An 18,366-nucleotide genomic window follows, 5' to 3' on the forward strand; every position below is an offset into this window, starting at 1 on the left:
GAGGTTCCCCACCATGTCAGGAGCTCATGACACGAAACCTGTTTATCCGGATGAACAGGAAAGCATCGCCATCTTTGAGAACACGTATGAGCAATATCGTCAGAGAATCAGCAAATACTTCTCACTGAAATTGAATCCATTGGTTGCAGATGATTTGACCCAACAGGTGTTTTTGAAAGCGGTCGAAAATATTCACAGTTTTAAAGGAAGCTCTAATCTATTCACCTGGATCTTTAAGATTGCTCAGAACACGGTGAAGAACGAATATCGCAGGTTATCGCGACAAAAAGAATCTCCTTATGATTTTACAGATTATGAATCGCAATCGATCTCTCTTGAATTTACGAAACATGTTGATATTCGCATTGATATTGGCTCTGCGTTACAAAAGCTGGATGAGATTGATCAGGAAATTATTGCATTACGCTTTTTCGTTGACTGCACCTTGCCCGAAATATCCAAGATTGTTGGACGACGGGAAAGTGCAGTAAAGAACAGATTGTACCGGGCTTTGGAGAAATTAAGAAAAGAACTGAAAGAGTGGGGGGATATTGCCATCATGTCTATTCAAGACCTGATTTCCATTGTAAATAAAGGTGAAAACCAAGATACGAATGATCGTACGAAGAAAGTGCATCAAGATTTGTTCGATGAGCTCAACAATAGTGTTGAACGAGTGTCGACCAAATATAAACATCATCCATCACAAAAGGTAGTTATTGAAATTTATCCTGATCTGCCAACGTTCCATCAAGCTGTCGGCGAAACAGATGCTCCGAATTGGTTTATGGGCACATATGAAGGGCGTACTCTGAAAATTGTCTCTCCATTGGAGCCGGGACCGGAGCATACGTATCAATCCATTCTGAAAGGCACAGTCCACTTGTTCTCCATGTGGCTAATCAGCGATATTAATCCTGCAGCTCCGAAATGGATCAGACAGGGCATTGGGGGATATGAAGCTAAACAGATGTCCCAAGATTTCATTAAAGGATCAACGGAAGATAATATTCGTAACCAGTCGATTCCATCTTTTGATGAATTAAATAACGATACGTGGGATTTTGAAACGATGAAAGGTTTTCAGTTCTCTTATATGATGGTGGAATTTGTGGTTGAGCGATACGGGATAGAGGCATTAAACAAACTGATTCGTAATCCTCAAGATTTTGAAGGGATCTTTCAATGTAGTGAGACTGAACTGTATGAGCAATGGGTGAAGTATATAGAAATATAATAGAAATATAATAGAAATACAACCTTATACTTTTGTTTATAGGCTCGGTGATAAATCGGGCTTTTTTTGTATTCGTAAAGTCTTGGAGCATTGAGGTAGAGGAATTCGTTCATATTTGACTTAGAGTACACTCTAAGCTGTAAACTTGAGGAAGACACATCTGGAAGGAGATTATTTTGATGAACCAGGATAACAAGTCAAAAACCTTACAACATAAAATCGGTTCCGGATTCAACCATCGCACAACAGCTGAGGAAGTATTGAGTAACACGGATCTATCCGGAAAACTTGCCATCGTCACGGGTGGATATTCCGGATTGGGTCTGGAGACTACACGTGCACTCGTTCGTGCTGGAGCCAAGGTTGTTGTAACCGCACGTCGGCCAGCCATCGCCAAAGAGGCTCTTGCAGGACTAGCTGGTGTAGAGATCGATGAAATGGACCTCGCAGATCTCACCAGTGTCCGTGCTTTTGCCGATCGTTTTCTGGCAAGCCACCGGAGTATCGACATGTTGATCCTGAATGCGGGGATTATGGCTTGTCCAGAGACTCGCGTAGGGCCGGGCTGGGAAGCACAATTTGCTACGAACCATCTTGGACATTTCACACTAACTAACTTATTATGGCCTTCACTTGTCAGCCATGGAGGAGCACGGGTTGTATCCGTTGCATCAACAGGGCATCATTTCTCACCCATTCGCTGGGACGATATGCAGTTTGAGAACGGCTATGAAAAGTTTCCTGCATATGGACAGTCCAAAACAGCAACCATTTTGTTTAGCGTTGAACTGGATAGACGTGGTGCAGATCAGGGAGTGCGTGCATTCTCTGTACATCCGGGTGGAATTCTGACGCCGCTGCAACGACATATGCCGAAAGAGGAAATGATCGCATTGGGCTGGATTGATGAGTCTGGTCAAGTTGCCAATCCAAACTTTAAAACGCCAGAGCAAGGGGCAGCAACGCAAGTATGGGCAGCGACATCTCCGCAACTTGAGGGAAAAGGTGGCGTGTATTGCGAGGATTGTGACATCAGTGAGCCAGCTCCTGCGGATGGAGCCTTCTTTGGAGTCAAGGACTATGCTATCGATCCTGAGCAAGCCCGTCGTCTATGGGAAGTTTCCGCCCAGTTGACTCAAACGGATTTACCAATCTCTTAAGATCTGTTTTCTGTTCACGAGGAAAGTCGCCTGAAATGGCGGCTTTTTTTGTGTTGGAAATGCCCTTCGTGAACAGCATCCTGTGTAAAAAATGTTTTATAATAAAGTTCAAGATTTAGAAACTTAATCATTTCAAAAGAGAAATGTAAAACGCATCGAGTCCATGGACTCAATGCGTTTATTTATATTTGAAGTCATAGATTTATTTTTCAGTATAAGATCCTAATTGTTTCTGTGAAAAAGGATGAACAGAGTTTTTGTTTCTCAGCCACATATTGCCTTTAACAATTAAAACATAGACAGCTACAACAAAATAAATGGTGCTCCACATCCAATTTACTGGTGTTAACATATTCTGTTCATAGGCACTTTTAATGTACCAGATTCCAATTGGCAAATGCAGAAATATCGCTGAAAATAATCCGGGATTATATATACTTTTTGCCTTTATATTGGCGAAGATGCCATGCCAGATAATCTGAAAAAATCCCATTAATATAGGGGCCAAACCCAACCATACAACGGAAGAGAAGAATACGGGCGGTAAATAAAACACATAGGCGATAATCAGATTAATAATCATGGCTGACTGCTGATTTAACGGATATCTTTCAGGTGTCTTACTTTGGAACAAAACTTTATTAAACAAGCCTGCAAAGTAACCCGGCCATCGATATTCTTCAAATTGGTGCAGGAGTATGGCAATAAAGCTTAACCACAAAATGCTGTTAATGCGCGGAAGTGTTCCCCAATCCAAGATGAGATAAATACATACAAGGAATGCAATGATCAATCCCAAGTCCTGCCAATGTTTTCTTAACATGTTCAACTGAATCACCTCCATCATTATTTTTTAATGAAAGTATTTTTCAAAGAGCAAGTCTATTTGTGCATCTATAGGAGCAATCTTCACAGAAGCACCTTTTTCCAGAATAGGGCTCATAAGTGCGGGGAGAAAAAGCGCCCCAAAAATTTGTGTCATCATTGTGGTCAGTCGTTCCGGTTGTTGCTCTCCAGTTATCTCTTTTAATGTATTTTGAACTTTGGGGAACCCCAATAGATTTAAAAATGAACCGTATTCCTGTTGAGATGAGAAATCTGCTGAACCCATAAGAATAATTCTGGATAACAATTCGGGATATTCACGGATGACTTGTAAATAATCCATTAAGAATTGCTTTAATCGATCTCGGGCGGGGATGGATAATTCATCGAGTATAGCAAAGGTATGCTGAAAGCTGCTCAGAATCATTTTAATAGATTCACTGATCAGATTTTCTTTGGAGCCGAAGTAATAATTAACTAGGGATACATTTGTGCCAGAGGCTTCGGCAATTTTCCGAATGGTGATGCCTTCAAATCCGCTTTGTTTGGTGAACTCCAGTGTGGCTTGCATAATCTTTTCTTTTGTTTCACTTTTCTTGTCTGGTTCCATATGTAAAACCTCCAATAAAGTCATTTAAACAATGTTTTAAACAGTGTTTAAATTTATATTAGCACGATTTCCTAATATTGCAAGTCATACATTTGGATTATTGACCATTAACTAAGAAACATCATAGCGAAGCCTTTCGTTAAGGCATGTTCATTTTTTCGTGGGTGTTCTATTATGAAATGCGAAAAGGTTGATGTAACAAAAATATCTCTAAACAAAAAGCGCTATACCTGTGGTATGTTTTACGTACAAATATCGCTTTAATGTGAGAGGAGATTGTATGCCGCAAGTGAAAAGAGTAATTCGGAGCAAGTGGTTTCTATGGATAACGGGTGTTGTCGGTATTTTGATCGCTGCATTTTGCGTACTATCCTTCTTCCTCGTAAATTCGGTATCGGCTACTTTCGTAGCCGGAAGTGTTGAAGAAACATATGCTCTGCCCGGCACGTACGAGGTAGATACGCTGGAGATCAAGGACAAACAAGGCGAGAAGCTCTACAGGGTTTATTCTCCGCAATCAACGGATGTCTTGCACCCGGTCATCGCTTGGGGCAACGGAACGGGGGCATTACCTGACAATTATGATCAGTTGTTAAGACACCTGGCCAGTTGGGGATTTATTGTCATCGATACATATAGCCAAACCACGGGTACAGGAAAAGAAATTATGGCCGCGATAGAATATATGCTCAATGAAAATGAAGTGACAGTCAGTCCGTTTTATCACAGGATTCAAAAAGATCAGGTCGGTGCGGCAGGGCATTCCCAGGGATCAACAGGTGTGATTAACGCTCATACCAATTTTGAGAACGGGGATCTCATCAAAACGGTAGTTTCGATTGCTCTGCCTGATCTGAAATATTGTGATCCAGAGGATGTGTATGATACATCAGCGCTGAAGGTGCCATTTTTTGTTATAGGGGGAACCCGAGATTTCATCATCTCCCCGTCAGATTCCAACAAATTGGCGTTTGAGAATACTAATCCGGATCTTCCGGTCTTAATGGCCATGGCTAAAGGCGCAGCACATACAGCGATAGAGCAGGATGGCGGGCAGCATAGAGGTTATCTGACAGCTTGGATGAGATATCAATTAATGAATGATTCGGACGCAAAAACGGCCTTTGTTGGAAAGCATGCTGAAATAGGAACGAATAAACATTGGAAGGATGTTACTTCCGCAAATTTACAATAGTCATGGTTCACACAGCTCGAAGGACCCTTCTGAAATGGAAGGGTCCTTCTTCGTAATTCGTAATACTCTCATTCATTGGATTACTATAAACGTTTTCAGTAAAGGAATCCTTTTTGAATCCAAATAACGGTAACTATGATTTCGCCTTTGCTGTTGACTGTCTGGGAATAAGCATCGTTGGTAACTTAACCTGAAGATACTCACTGCTTGGATTCTCCACTTGTTTCAGAATGACTCTGCCCGCTTCTCGTCCGAGTTCAAGTTCCTGCTGGACAACAGCCGTGGGAGGAATGATACAAAACTCAGGAAATTCGACATCATCGAAGAACACGACAGATAAATCTTCAGGTACAGAGATTCCCATCTGCATCGCCGCTTGAATAACATGAGGGCTGAAATTGGAGGATAGAAGGGCCGTCATTTGCGAATTTGCCTGTAAGAACTTCTGAATCATCATGATAACCTCTTCATCGCTGTCACTCATGGCCAGACGTGTCATCTGTATACTGCGATCAATCAGAATATGACGGTCCTCCAAGGCTTTCTCATACCCATGCAATCTGTCCTCAATACTTGATGTCCCCTCAGCAAGAGTGGAAATAAAGCCAATTCGCCTGTGCCCAAGCTCATGAAGATGCTTAACCGCCTGAATAGCTGCCTCATGGTTGTCCGAGCTGATGGAGTTGGTCTCAACCCCTTTTAGATTACGGTCCAGAAGGACAAGCGGAAAGCGATTTAGCGTAAGCGCAAGAATCTCATTGTTATAGTGCTCACCCTCAACGGGATAGATAATTAGTCCTCGGACGCCTGCCTGTTTCATTTCCTGGATTTTGAGAATCTCCGTCTCTTGTGAATCATTGGTTTTGGCAAATAACAATTGATAGCCATTCTCTGAAAGGATGTCTTCAATTCCACTCAGCAGATTGGCGGTAAACCGATTGTCGAGACGGGGGAGAAGGAACCCGATTGTTGGTGCTGTGAGCTGCTCTTTCACTGCTGAAGTGATGTTATGAATCTCCTCGGGGCTGTGATCGTTAACAAAGGTGCCTTTGCCTTGAAGTCGGTAGACCACTTCTTTATCGACCAGAGCAGTGAGGGCATTTTTCACCGTGATACGGCTCACACTGAATTGTTCAGCCAGTTCATTTTCGGAAGGAATTCGGCTGCCCGGTTTCCAATTTCCGCTTCGAATCTGGTCAATGATATATGTTTCGATTTTCTTGTACATTGGCTTGAAGGTTCTCACCATCGCATTTTATCTCCATTCACTATTAGTTCGTTCTAAATATATTATATTAATACAACATATACAAGTGTTAAAAATCAATAACAAGTATGTAAGACAAAAAGATTAAAATTACGAACAAATATGATGAAAAAACCTTATAAATAAACAATTTGTTAGGACTGAACCTCATTAAGTTGTATCTAAAAATAAACATTTACAAGTAAAAGTATGTTGTTTATATTGTTTTTAAAGTTTGTTGGATAAAGCGTTTCCAATGAGCCTTCACAATCTTTGTAATACCACAAATTTTTTCGCAAGTCTTCCTTCATTCAAAAAGGGGGTGCAGCAGCTTTTAACGCCAATTTGTTGTCGTGGGATATTCATTAAGCCAGAAACGAACCAAAATTAAAAATAAGGGTGGTTGCGGGATGAAAAAAAGAGCAGGCATGATCGTTACTTTGTTAACTGTTTTCTCACTCATTGTAAGCGCTTGCGGTGACGCGCAGTCCGGGGGGACGGAACCCAAAGCGAGTAAAGAGCTGACGATGTGGACGTGGAAGGTTGCTTACACGCCAGGAATTGAAGCAGCCGCGAAATTGTATGAAGAGAAAACAGGGATCAAAGTCAAACTTGAGACCTTTACACCGGATGATACGTATCGCCAAAAATTCCAGGCAGCAGCCAATTCCAAAAATTTGCCGGATATCGTGAACTGGTGGGCAACGGCGGGCGATTCCATCGAGAACTCAGTGCTCGAACTGTCAGGTGAAATCGACGATGATCTATTGAACAGCTATTACAGTGCTGCAATGGACCCGATCATCGTTACACAGAGTCAGGTTGACTCTTGGAAAGAAGACAAGAATGCCACCACCATTCAAAAGTCACTGAAGACTGGACAGTTCTACGGACTGCCGCTTGATATCGGAGGATTCTTTACGTTCTATGGCAACAAGAAGCTGATCGAAGAAGCAGGGCTGACAGCTGAAGCGCCCAAAACATGGGAAGAGTTCGTCACCATGATGGAGACTGTCAAAGAGAAAACAGGTACTCCTGGGCTTGTGTTTGGTGCAAAGCTGCCTGATCTGTGGGAAAACTGGGCCGGTTCGGCACTGTCCATCATGCTGAACGAACCTCAAGGCTACATCGATCTGCTCGAAAGAAAGTCCAAACTAAGCGACCCTTCAAATCTGCCGGTAGTGAAAGCGATGGAGACACTGGCAAACAAAGATCTGCTGATGCCGGGAATTTTGTCAACGGATATTGATGGAGCAGACCAGGCGTTTGCTGCTGGCAAAGCCGCTTTCGATCTCGGTGGTTCGTTCACAATGTCTACGCTGCTGGCTATGGGAATGAGTCCTGACGATATTTTCACCTTCCCTGTACCCCCGCTTGAAGGATCTAAAATTAACAGCTGGACGACTGATCCATTCACGTTAACGATGTTGTCAGTGAATAAAGATTCGCAGAACAAGGCTGAAGCGCTCGATTTCATTAAATTCCTGACAGGTGATCCGGATGCTGCTGTTGCTTTTGCTAATGCGGCGTATACAGTACCTGCGCTGAATCTGGGTGATCGTGCAAATGATCTGGACCCGAACCTGAAATCAATCTCAGAAGCATTCGCTGCCGAGCCTGGCCCTTACAGTCAAGCGTCACCTGCAATCAATACGTATCGTGGCAAGCACAAAGAGTGGGAAGTGTATGCCCAGTCCATGCAATCCATGATCGAGAAAAAGATGACTGCTGAACAAGTCGCCAAGAAGTTCGACGACACCATGGAAAGTCTGAAAGCGAGCGGGAACTAGAACACCAAAGCAATCGGCAAGCCCCGTAAGGGGCTGTCGGTTGCCAAATTGAGAGCAAAAGGTGATTGATCATGATAAAAAGTCGAAATAAGTGGATGCCGTATCTCTTTTTACTGCCTGGCGTGCTTTTGTTTCTTGCCATCGGCGTGTATTCGGTCGGATTCTCGATCATGCTCAGCTTTTATAACTGGTCGGGGATCGATTTTTCCACCGCAAGGTTTGAAGGTCTGGCGAATTTCCGTCAGTTCCTGCTCGGTGATGATCCGATTGTAACCCGGAATTTCTATAATGCCGTTCTGCACAATCTGATTATTGCCGTTTCACAGGTTGTGGTCGTCGTTCCAATCGCACTTGTGCTGGCATTTGTGCTGCAAAATACGAAGGCAGCAACGTGGTACCGGACAATTTATTTTCTGCCGATGATTGCATCTGGCGTAGCTATCTTTTATGTATGGAAAGGCTTGTTTGAACCTAGTGGAGCATTCAACTCACTCTTCTTATGGATGGGCTTGGATTTCCTTGCTGTACCTGGGGGAATGCTGGGGAGTTCGTCTACTTCTTTACTCGGTATTATTTTGACATCAATCTGGGGCGGTCTGCCTGGGACGCTGATTCTATACTACGCGGGTCTGACTTCCATTGATCCGACACTGTATGAAGCAGCAAGTGTGGATGGTGCCAAGAAAACAACCATGATATTGAAAATTACCTGGCCGTTACTGAAGCCCATCACGCTTATTGCCGTCATTCAGATGGTGAACGGAGCCTTTCAGGCCTTTGAGAATGTGTTCATCATGACGGGCGGCGGACCGGCTGGCAGTTCGGAGGTTATTGGTACACTCGTGTACCGTACAGCTTTTCTTAACAATGATTATGGTCTGGCCAGCGCAATCGGATGGGTATCCTTTCTGATTACAGGTGCCATTGCCATATTCAGTATTCGCTCATTCAAGGCAGACATCTAAAAGGAGGAGCACATGGTCAAATATATTAAGCATATCATTCTAATCTTGTACGGATTGACCTGCCTGTATCCTTTTGTCTGGATGATCGGCACTTCGCTGAAGACATCACAGGATGCACTAGCCAATCCACAGAGTCCGTTTCCACAAGCTGCACCGATGTGGTCCACATTTGGTGACGTATGGAACAAATTGAATTTCTATCAGTTTTTCATCAACAGCGTGATCGTAAGTGCAGTCGTGATTATAGGCGTTATTCTCATCTATACCATGATGGCCTATTCGTTTGCCAAATTTGTCTATCGGGGCAAAAAATTCATCTACTACACGTTTATTGCCTTGCTGCTCGTTCCAGGTGTAACCACATTGATACCGCTATATATCAACATGACCAATCTGGGGCTGCAAAACACGTATATTGGCATGATCCTGCCCATGATTAATGGTGCTGCACCCTTCGCCATTTTCCTATTCACCAGTTACTTCCGCACAATCTCACATGAGTTATACGAGAGCGCCGTACTGGATGGATGCAACAATTTCAAAATCTACTACAGAATCTATCTGCCATTAGCGCTGCCAGCTATCGGAACCATTGCGATTCTGAACTTTATCGGAAGCTGGAACAATATTTTGTGGCCGATGATCATCGTGGATAGCCGGGATATGTTTACGTTACCGATGGGACTCATGTATCTGGATTCATCTTCTTTCAAGAAATGGAATGAACTCATGGCAGGGGCTTTGATTACGGTCATTCCAATCCTGCTTGCCTTCCCGTTCATGCAGAAGATGTATGTCAAGGGCATGACGGTAGGTTCAGTAAAAATGTAAATACACAACAACTAAATCATACAAGATTGGAATGAAATGAATGACTACAAAAACCGCGCATATTGTCGCACATTCTCACTGGGACAGGGAGTGGTATCTATCCTTCGAGAAGCACCGAATGCTGCTCGTTCAGCTCATGGAGAATTTAATCGAGACGTTTGAAAATGACCCGGAATTTACGAATTTCCATCTGGATGGGCAGTTTATTGTACTTGAGGACTACCTGGAAATCATGCCGCATAGGTCGAATCAGGTCCGCAAGTTAATTGAAGAGGGCAAGCTGATCGTTGGTCCATGGTACATCCTTCAAGATGAATTCCTCGTCAGCAGTGAAGCCAATGCACGCAATCTGTTAATTGGGATTCAAGCCTCAGAACAAATGGGAGGATATGCAAAAATCGGATATTTCCCGGATTCCTTCGGCAATATGGGGCAGGCACCACAGCTCATTAGCCAGGCAGGCATTGAGGTAGCTGTATATGGACGTGGAGTGAGGCCTGTTGGGTTCAATAACGAAATTCAGTCAGGCAATGAACATACCTCCAAATACTCGGAGATGTATTGGGAATCACCCGATGGTACTCGTGTACTGGCGATCCTGTTCGCCAACTGGTACAACAACGGCATGGAAATTCCGGTGGAACCAGAGAAGGCGAAAGTTTACTGGGCCGAAAAGCTGGCTGCAGCAGAAGAGTTTGCTTCAAGCTCGGAACTCCTGTTCATGAACGGATGTGATCATCAGCCGCTTCAGAAGGATCTGACACAAGCGTTAAAGACGGCCACCGAGATTATGCCAGACGTGACGTTTCGTCATTCCAGCTTTCCTGAGTACATTCAGGCTTTGCAAAAAGTGAAACCACAATCATTGGACGTCATTCGCGGTGAACTTCGAAGCCAATGGACCGACGGCTGGATCACACTTGTAAATACGGCTTCAGCAAGGGTATATATCAAACAGCAAAATGTAAAAAGTCAGACGTTACTGGAGAAAGTGGCTGAGCCATTGGCAGTCATGGCCTCTCTGTCCACAGGCATTTATCCACGGCATGAGCTGTTATATGCCTGGAAGACATTGTTGAAGAATCATCCTCATGACAGCATCTGCGGGTGCAGTGTTGACGAGGTCCATAGGGAAATGATGACCCGATTTGCCAAATCGCAAGAAGTGGCGGAAGCCATATCGGTTCAGAGTGCTCGTACAATAGCCGAATCTGTGGATACATCTGGCTTTGACGCAGATTGTGCGTTGCCTTTTGTAGTGTTTAACACTTCGGGACATTGTCGATCCAATGTGATTGTAACTAGGATGGATGTTGAGCGACGGTACTTTGACCACCAGCCTCCGCATGAAAAGTATCAGGAGTTTAAGCGCGAATATGAAGCCTTTGACTCGAACGATTGGGTTGTATTGAACGCGGAAGGCAAGCAAGTGGAAGCCGTAATCACACCCGTTGGACCGACATTTGGATATGATTTGCCAGATGATCGATTCCGTCAACCATATTGGGCATATCAAGTGGATGTAGAGCTTCATGTCCAGAACATCCCGGGTTTTGGGTATCATACTTTTGCTCTTGTGCCTAAGCGTGTTTCTGGAGAGAATGCGCTTAGCGAACTGACTGCCACTGAACTTGTTACAGAAGAGCAAGTGATGGAGAACGATTATGTGCGGATCGAAATTGCGGGGGATGGATCGTTTAGCATGTTGGATAAAGTGAACGGTCATCATTATACAGGGCTTGGCCTTTATGAGGATACGGGAGATATCGGAAATGAGTATATGTACAGACAACCGGATCAGGAAGCTCCGTTGACTACGCAGGGGCTGCCTGCCGAGATTAAGCTGGTGCATCATACACCGCTGAAAGCCGTTTATGAGATCGTGCATAACTGGAAGCTCCCGATAGGCGCAGATGAACTGCTGGATGAAGAGATCCGCTCCATGGTTCCATTTCGTTACCGGAAATCCCGGCGGCTTGATGAAACTAGGGAGGTGAGCATTCGTACAGAGCTAAGCCTTGAAAAAACGGGTCGTTCGGTTGGCATTAAAAGTTATATCAATAACACGGTTCAGGATCATCGAATTCGCATGTTGTTCCAAACGGGACTCGAAGCAAGTCATGTTACCGTTGACTCTATTTACGAACTGGCAAAGCGCCCGATACAGCCGGAAGCGGAATGGAGAAATCCGAGCAATGCGCAGCATCAAAATGCATTTGTCAGTATCAGTAATGGTCGTGAAGGGCTGACGATTGCGAATAAAGGTCTTAATGAGTACGAAGTATTAGCTAGTCAGAATACTATTGCTGTGACATTGCTGCGTGGGGTACGTGAGCTTGGGGATTGGGGGGTCTTTGCAACGCCAGAGGCCCAATGTCTCGGACAGCACATTCTGGAAATGGAGCTCATCTCACATGATTTGGATGTTATTGAGTCCGATGCTTATGTGCAGGCGTACCAGTTCCCGGTTCCCTGGACTGTTCAACAGACAGGGGTACATGGTGGAACGTTACCCGCTACCCACGAGTTTTTGCAATGGGAGGGCGATCATCTCGCTTTTAGTGCGCTTAAACGGGGCGAGGCAAATGATGACATGCTGTTCAGGGTGTTCAATGTATCATCGGAGACGACTTCACTGAAGGTAACGCCTTCGTTTGAGGCTAAGGAAGTGTACGAAAGTACAATTGTTGAAGATCAAGGTGAAGCCATGAAGGTAGCGGATGAGGGAAGTTATGCTTTGAATGTGGGACCGGCAAAAATTCAGACGATCGGTATTCAACCCACAACACGTTTAATATAAACAATTCAGTCTTGGAGTTCTCTCCACTGCTGCGGATTGAAAACGGATGCATCATGTTCCACATACGACAACCCTGTTTTCGTGCAGCTTGATTACATGATCAAGTGAATGGGAGGTACGATTGTGAACAAACGATTAAGGTTAGGTGCCAGGTGTACCATTTCAGTGCTGTTGACGATTGTCATGTTATGTTCAGGGCTATACATCACACCAGCAACCACACATGCGGCAGCAGAGGGGGGAGATATTACTGAACAGGGAGACGTCCATCCAAATGATGTGTCACCTGACTCAGTAAGTATTACATTGGGGGAAACTCCTGTGCAGCAGGGCATAACGGCTCGTCCCGGCGATGGACCTTCAGCAGGGCTTCAAGTGGGGATGTTTGACGGCAAGGCGTATTGGAAAACCAATCAGACGGTGAATCCAACAAATCCGGCCGATAACATCCTGTATTTTTACTTCAATGTTGCGGATGAATATTTGTTTGAAAATACCGATCAGGACGTGTTCGTCACTGTTGAATATTACGATAGCGATAGTGGTGCGATGTCTCTGCAATACGATTCGAAGCAATCCAGTTTCAAGGATGCTCCTTTGTTCCGGTATGAAAATACGGGAACCTGGAAGACACATACCTTCAAGCTCAGCGATGCCAATTTCGGTAACCGCACTCATGATGCGGATTTTCGGATCGGGGTTAGCGGCGCAGGGGCACCAGCCAACAATCCGGAACTTCATCTGGCGAAAGTAACCGTCCATAAGCAGCCTCAGCAGCAGACGGGGACTCAGACCAAGGTCTATGATACGGAATTCCCTACATCAGATATCGTCATTGCAGATCGGAGCGTAACCGATTATGGAGCAATAGGGGACGGTGTCTCGGACGATACTGAAGCTTTCAAAGAAGCGCTGGTAATAGCCGGAAATCAAGGTGGCGGAGTTGTGTTCGTACCATCCGGAACCTATAAATTAACCGGAGAGCTGGTTATTCCAACAGGCGTTACACTTCGCGGAGATTGGGGGAATCCCGACGAGTATGGCGGGTTAGTCAAAGGTACAATCCTTGCTGTATATGGCGGCAAAGGTCAAGCTAACGGGAACAGCTTCATAAAGATGGAGCCTTCCAGTGGAGTAACACATGTGTCGATCTGGTATCCCGAACAGAATATGAATAACCCGGTGGCCTATCCATGGACGATGGAACAGCTCCCAGGTGACAGTGCTACGGTGAAAAATGTAACACTCGTCAATGCGTACCAGGGGATTAAGATTGGCCCGGAATGGAACGAACTTCATTATGTGAAGGATGTATACGGCACCACACTGAAAACAGGTATCTTTCTGGATTTCACAACAGACATTGGGAGACTGGAAGAGCTTCACCTGTCCCCGAATGTATGGGCGAACTCTGGTTTGCCAGGAGCACCTGAGCAATCTCAATTGAGTGAATATATGATACAGCAATCCGAAGGTATCGTAATGGGGCGCTCGGATTGGGAGTATATGTCGAATATTCATATCTCGGGTTATAAGACAGGGATACGAATCACGACAAGAACCGGAAGCCTTGAAACAGCCAATGCGCAGCTGTACAAGATTCAGATCGACGACTGCAACGTAGCGCTGAAGATTGAAGGCGTCAATGATTATGGATTGCTGGTGACAGACAGCCAATTCGAAGCGAGTGCTGGTCCGAATCCTGTAGCCATTTATGCAACGGAAGGCTTTCACTCCATTGCCCAGTTTAACAGCGTAACGGTGGGCGGGGAGCCCAAACATGCGGTTGTGAATGAAGGGCGTGGAACGTTGTCCTTTGAGAGCAGTTCTTTCGAGAATTGGGGTGAAGGAAGCGGAGATTATGCCATTGTTGCGAAGAGTGGTTCCATTATACTGGGCAGTTCTACCTTCGCCAAGCCGGATCGGCACCTGCTTCTTCAGGGAGATGTGGCAACAATCAATGCCATACATTCCGGACACGAAGGCAACCTTGCGGTGAACGATGAAAGTACCTCGGCGGAACTGAACATCCATCAGGAAGAAAATTTGGTGTTGGAAACCATCCCCGATGTTCCTTCAGTGGATATTGCAGTGCAGCCCAAGCCGGGTACTCGCGAATTGTTTAACGTAGTGAGCCAGCCCTATTTGGCTGATAACACAGGGAGTACGGATTCATCCCAAGCTATTCAACAGGCATTGAATGATGCCGAAGCGGCAGGTGGAGGAACGGTCTATATGCCGGCTGGCATATACCGCGTTGAACAGGCTTTGGTGGTCCCGACTGCCGTAGAACTGCGGGGCAATTATGATGTACCTCATCATACGATCGGGAATGGAACCGTTATCTTTACAAACTATGGAGAAAATGCTCCGGATGCCGATGCCTTCATTCAGCTAGAGGAAGCAGCAGGATTACGCGGATTATCCGTCTATTACGATCAACAAACATGGTCTGATGCCAATCCGGTGAAGCCTTATGCCTGGACTGTGCAAGGTCAAGGGAAAAACGTATACCTGATCGATACAACCTTGGTTAATCCTTATCAGGCTGTCGACTTTGGCACCCATGATACAAGTGGTCATTATATCGATTATGTAGCGGGATCACCGCTCAAGGAAGGCATATATCTTGGTGGCGGGTCAGACGGAGGATACATGCGGAATGTGCAGTTCAATCCGCATTATTATGGTCGGAACAATTATCCGAATCATCCATCGAATGATGAAGAATTTAATCAAATTTGGAATTATCAAAAAGAGAATCTGGACGCCTTCCGTATTGGGGATGTTACCAATCAGGTTATTTTCAATACATTTGTATATGGATCAAAGTACGGTATTCATTTTGAAGAACAGAATGGAAGAGGGCCCGAAGCTGTCGTTATTGGTCATGGTACGGATGGCAGTAAAAAGGGAGCCGTATTACAACATGCGGGAACAGCTGGTCTTTCGTTTATCAATACAGAGCTGGTTTCCATGAGTACAACAGACAAGGTATACGTGGAGGTTGGGCCAGACTTCGGCTCCAAAGCGGTGTTCTTCAATACGTCCATGTGGGGAGACACAACAAGATCCTTTGATATTCACGGAGGAGATATCCGCATACAGCAGGGGAACTTCACGAACGTTGGTGAAATCGGCATTAATGCAATCGGTGGTGATATTACCCTCTACAATTCCTATTTTCAACAGCCACGTACGAATCATGTGGTTGCAGGTCCGAACGTAGAGAAGATGGTGATATCCAACAACCTGTTTAATGGCGGTTTTCAGATTGAGAATGAAGCCCCTCCTGGAAAAGTAACGGGGACCAATCTGTTTCCTTTGGCACTCAAACTGAACCAGCTTGGGTATGATCCATCCAGACCAGGTGATCCCGGAAGCACGCTGACTTTGACTAATGTTGCAGGTGAGGCTTTGCTTCAAGGGCAGATCGAACTGATTGAACCGAGTGTGTATAAGGCGATGTTTAAGCCAGTACGATTTGAGGGGCTGGGCATTGGGAAAAGCATGGATGTGGCGCTTCCCTATATATCAAGTGACTTGCTCAAATTCAGAGTAACGCTTGAAAACGGATTCCGTTATGAGACTTCAGTCAAACTGTCACAATCCTTTGCGGCACAAAAAGATGCTGTTGGAACGCTGCCATTCATTGAGGTTTCTAGTCCGGAGCATTACAACAGTGTCGGTGGAAGCTGGGGAGGTCCGAATGACCTCAGCATTCAAGCTAAAGCAAGTTGGGATGCGGAAAATTTGGTTCTCAAGGTGGACGTCAAGGACGATATTCACCATCAATCCAATACCAATGGCGATATATGGCAAGGAGACAGTTTACAGCTTGGTATTGACCTTGGCAAAAAGGATGGTGCGGCCAGCAAACAGGTGAATGAACTTGGTTTTGCACTGAATCAGGAAGGTGTCGTCACGAAATGGAGATGGCGAGCTCCGGAAGGCGTTGCTACAGGATTAATGGAATCCGCTTCAGCAAACATCACCCGGGACGAGACGACCCATATTACTCATTATCAAATTACGCTGCCTTTTGCAGCACTTCATCAGGAAGGATATTCATTCCAACCTGACAAACCTATCGGTTTTGCATTGCTTGTCAACGAAAACGATGGCGAAGGACGATCAGGCTTTATGGAGTTTAATGGAGGGATCGGTACAAGTAAAGATGTACGATTATTCGGAAACTTGTATCTGCTTACGGGTGATTATGTGACATTGTTGGAGCAATCGGCCGAGGCGAGTGTTCGTACTGCGGAGCAAAAGAAAGATGTTACCTCTATAGATACAGCAGCCAACTTCGTCACTCTGCTACCTGGCGGCAAGTTGAAGTCCTCATTACTCGTGAGACTCGCTGCTCTTACATCAGGTTCTAATCCGAATCCCGGGGGCCCCAATCCACAGCCAGGCTCGGGTTCTGGTTCGCAGCCAAGTGCTGGAGGGGGCTCTACGACTGGAGGGAAGAATGAACCAACACCCGCCGCTCCTGGTGCTACAATGCAGCTTCAGCCCAAGCTGGATAAAGCTGCTGCATTGGCAACAGCCGAGCTCACCAACAAGATGATGGAGGATGCATTCAACCGCATCAGCCCTGATCAGGATGGGAAAAAGAAGCTGGTTGTAGACATCGAATCCGTTGATGGTGCTGAAGGGTATGCTCTGACACTTCCATCCAGCTTTTTGCAGGAAGTACTATTTACCCATTGGCTGGAGATGCGAACAGCATGGGGAGTGCTGCTGGTTCCGAGCCATTTGCTGGCCAATACCAAAGGAACGATTGGAGAGCGTATTACCTTGGTATTAAGTAAGGCTGATCGAAGCACTTGGAGTGCCAAGATGAAATCAGACTTAGGAGAGCGCCCTGCAATTTCATTATCTGTGATATCGGATGGCAAATCTGTTGCATGGCAAAATTCCATTACGCCAATCACAGTAAATTTACCCTATCAGCCTAATGTAACTGAACTGCTGGACCCGGAAAAACTCGCAGTACAACGTATCTCGGATGACGGGCAAATGATCTCCATTCCAAATGGGAAGTTCAACAAAAAATCGGAACAAATGATTTTCAAAACACGGCAAAACGGAGTTTATGCAATTACTCAGGATAATCGAACATTCCAGGATATACAGCAGCTATCATGGGCCCGCCATGCCATCGAAGTTCTAGTGTCCAAAGGGGTTATTCGTGGAATGTCAGAGGCAGAATATCAGCCTCAAACCATGATCCGCCGAGCGGATTTCGTAACTCTGCTTACCAATGCCTTAGAATTACAACCTGATCAGGGAACCAAGGTGGAACGCTTCGCGGATGTACCTGAGCATGTTTATTACGAACAGTCCGTAAATATCGCAAGAACGCTGGGCATCATTCAAGGGGCTGGCCTCGATCGATTCTCTCCAGCGTCTCCAATTACCCGGGAAGAAGCAGCGGTTATGATCTACCGAGCTATGCAAGTTATCGGGATGCAGTCTCTTCCTGAAGGTGAATCCGGTCTGAATGACTATAAAGATGCTCATTTGATTAAGGCATATGCTCGCGATGCCATTGATTCGTTAACCAGATCAACCATTATGGAAGGAAGCAATGGCAGCTTCCATCCGGAAGATACAATGACACGTGCTGAGACCGCAGTGCTGCTGTATCGTTTATACAACCGTTTGCCTTAAATCTTCCGATAGGATTGAAATGGAGCAG

General features: G+C 45.2%; 11 protein-coding genes. 8 read left to right on the forward strand and 3 right to left on the reverse strand.

From position 1 onward, the window contains the following. Nucleotides 1-13 precede the first annotated feature (13 nt). Both MKY42_RS15465 and MKY42_RS15470 read left to right on the forward strand, forming a co-directional pair. Complete coding sequence (locus tag MKY42_RS15465; RefSeq protein ID WP_090897759.1) at nt 14-1,237, forward strand: RNA polymerase sigma factor; 1,224 nt, start codon at nt 14-16, stop codon at nt 1,235-1,237. A 179-nt stretch (nt 1,238-1,416) separates the two neighbouring features. Beyond that, nucleotides 1,417-2,397, forward strand: a complete 981-nt coding sequence (locus MKY42_RS15470; protein ID WP_090897762.1) for an SDR family NAD(P)-dependent oxidoreductase — start codon at nt 1,417-1,419, stop codon at nt 2,395-2,397. A gap of 202 nt (nt 2,398-2,599) precedes the next feature. Here MKY42_RS15470 and MKY42_RS15475 read toward each other — a convergent pair whose 3' ends face one another. Together MKY42_RS15475 and MKY42_RS15480 are read right to left on the reverse strand one after the other, a co-directional pair. Continuing rightward, complete coding sequence (locus tag MKY42_RS15475) at nt 2,600-3,226, reverse strand: HXXEE domain-containing protein (protein WP_090897765.1); 627 nt, start codon at nt 3,224-3,226, stop codon at nt 2,600-2,602. A 24-nt stretch (nt 3,227-3,250) separates the two neighbouring features. After that, nucleotides 3,251-3,832, reverse strand: a complete 582-nt coding sequence (locus tag MKY42_RS15480) for a TetR/AcrR family transcriptional regulator (protein ID WP_179264896.1) — start codon at nt 3,830-3,832, stop codon at nt 3,251-3,253. A gap of 280 nt (nt 3,833-4,112) precedes the next feature. Between MKY42_RS15480 and MKY42_RS15485 the strand changes: the two genes are divergently transcribed. Then, nucleotides 4,113-5,027, forward strand: coding sequence for an alpha/beta hydrolase (locus MKY42_RS15485; RefSeq protein WP_339852306.1), 915 nt, complete (start codon nt 4,113-4,115; stop codon nt 5,025-5,027). 133 nt (nt 5,028-5,160) lie between these two features. Here the strand turns inward: MKY42_RS15485 and MKY42_RS15490 are convergent, their stop codons facing one another. Then, nucleotides 5,161-6,255, reverse strand: a complete 1,095-nt coding sequence (locus tag MKY42_RS15490) for a GntR family transcriptional regulator (protein ID WP_339852308.1) — start codon at nt 6,253-6,255, stop codon at nt 5,161-5,163. 428 nt (nt 6,256-6,683) lie between these two features. On the opposite strand from MKY42_RS15490, the gene MKY42_RS15495 reads away from it, so the two are divergent. From MKY42_RS15495 to MKY42_RS15515, 5 genes are all read left to right on the forward strand, one after another. After that, entirely contained in the window at nt 6,684-8,063 is a 1,380-nt protein-coding gene (locus MKY42_RS15495) for an extracellular solute-binding protein (RefSeq protein ID WP_090897773.1), read from the forward strand. A 71-nt stretch (nt 8,064-8,134) separates the two neighbouring features. Further along, the gene (locus MKY42_RS15500; protein WP_024631712.1) at nt 8,135-9,028 is read left to right on the forward strand and encodes a sugar ABC transporter permease; all 894 of its coding nucleotides are present in this window, start codon (nt 8,135-8,137) and stop codon (nt 9,026-9,028) included. Between the two features lie 12 nt (nt 9,029-9,040). Beyond that, entirely contained in the window at nt 9,041-9,859 is an 819-nt protein-coding gene (locus MKY42_RS15505) for a carbohydrate ABC transporter permease (protein WP_024631711.1), read from the forward strand. 40 nt (nt 9,860-9,899) lie between these two features. After that, on the forward strand, nt 9,900-12,659 hold the full coding sequence (locus tag MKY42_RS15510) for an alpha-mannosidase (protein WP_339852315.1): 2,760 nt from the start codon (nt 9,900-9,902) through the stop codon (nt 12,657-12,659). A gap of 123 nt (nt 12,660-12,782) precedes the next feature. Next, nucleotides 12,783-18,338 (forward strand): glycosyl hydrolase family 28-related protein, encoded by a 5,556-nt coding sequence (locus MKY42_RS15515; RefSeq protein ID WP_339852318.1) that lies wholly within the window; start codon nt 12,783-12,785, stop codon nt 18,336-18,338. Nucleotides 18,339-18,366: the final 28 nt, after the last annotated feature.

Origin of the sequence: Paenibacillus sp. FSL W7-1088 (assembly GCF_037969855.1) — a bacterium.
In the GTDB taxonomy this organism is placed as follows: domain Bacteria; phylum Bacillota; class Bacilli; order Paenibacillales; family Paenibacillaceae; genus Paenibacillus.

What these genes read in the sequence shown, in the direction of transcription:
- MKY42_RS15495 (WP_090897773.1), top strand. Translation starts at nt 6,684, where the DNA reads ATGAAAAAAAGAGCAGGCATGATCGTTACTTTGTTAACTGTTTTCTCA.
- MKY42_RS15490 (WP_339852308.1), bottom strand. Translation starts at nt 6,255, where the DNA reads ATGTACAAGAAAATCGAAACATATATCATTGACCAGATTCGAAGCGGA.
- MKY42_RS15505 (WP_024631711.1), top strand. Translation starts at nt 9,041, where the DNA reads ATGGTCAAATATATTAAGCATATCATTCTAATCTTGTACGGATTGACC.
- MKY42_RS15470 (WP_090897762.1), top strand. Translation starts at nt 1,417, where the DNA reads ATGAACCAGGATAACAAGTCAAAAACCTTACAACATAAAATCGGTTCC.
- MKY42_RS15465 (WP_090897759.1), top strand. Translation starts at nt 14, where the DNA reads ATGTCAGGAGCTCATGACACGAAACCTGTTTATCCGGATGAACAGGAA.
- MKY42_RS15500 (WP_024631712.1), top strand. Translation starts at nt 8,135, where the DNA reads ATGATAAAAAGTCGAAATAAGTGGATGCCGTATCTCTTTTTACTGCCT.
- MKY42_RS15510 (WP_339852315.1), top strand. Translation starts at nt 9,900, where the DNA reads ATGACTACAAAAACCGCGCATATTGTCGCACATTCTCACTGGGACAGG.
- MKY42_RS15485 (WP_339852306.1), top strand. Translation starts at nt 4,113, where the DNA reads ATGCCGCAAGTGAAAAGAGTAATTCGGAGCAAGTGGTTTCTATGGATA.
- MKY42_RS15480 (WP_179264896.1), bottom strand. Translation starts at nt 3,832, where the DNA reads ATGGAACCAGACAAGAAAAGTGAAACAAAAGAAAAGATTATGCAAGCC.